This is a genomic window from Thiolapillus sp. (assembly GCF_048562965.1).
GTDB lineage: Bacteria > Pseudomonadota > Gammaproteobacteria > Chromatiales > Chromatiaceae > Thiolapillus > Thiolapillus brandeum_A.
On record NZ_JBHNMF010001377.1, the window covers coordinates 1 to 664 of the forward strand.

General features: G+C 56.0%; 1 protein-coding gene. It reads right to left on the minus strand.

Features of this window, described 5'->3' with window-relative positions; genetic code table 11:
- Nucleotides 1–396: type I restriction endonuclease (locus ACOCD2_RS24425; RefSeq protein WP_419626313.1), on the minus strand; the 396-nt coding region annotated here is incomplete at its 3' end.
- Between the last annotated feature and the right edge of the window lie 268 nt (nucleotides 397–664).

Here is a 664-nt window from a genome sequence, read left to right on the forward strand (position 1 = left end):
GATCTGCACCAGGGGCAGGCCATTGAGCAGCAGGATGACATCATAGCGCTGAAAACTGCTTTTGGTGTTGATGCGCAGCTGGTTGACCACTTCGAAACTGTTCTTGCACCAGTCCTTGAGGTTGACCAGTTGATAGTGCAGTGGCGTGCCGTCCTCCCGCTCGAAGGTATTGGGGTGGCGCAGGGTCTCGGCGCAGGCGAAGGTGTCGGGGCTGATAATGCCCTCCAGCAGGCGGGCAAATTCGGCATCGGTGAGGGTGACGCAGTTGAGCGCTTCGAATTTTTCGCGGAAGTTCTGCTCCAGCGCCTCACGGTCGCGGATATCCGGGCGGCAGGTGTATTTGAGGTCTTGCAGTTTGGTGAGCAGGCGTTGTTCGATGTCGTTTTCTTTTGTCATTCTCTCACCTGAAATACCCTTTCCTTTTGCGCTGTCGCCAGCATCCAGACCAAGACAAACGCGGGGCCTGTTTTCCTGCCGAATGAATCACAGGCTGTTGAAAAACGTCCGGATTTCCGCAAAATCCGCGGCCCATGCCTGTTGAGTAGGCAGGGAACGCATCATCGCATGTCCGGGTACCCGAAGGCCAGATCCTGTTGCAAGCGTGTCTTCGGCCTCGTGAAAGATTTTGGGACATCCCAGTCCCCAAAATCGACTCGGCCTTTGG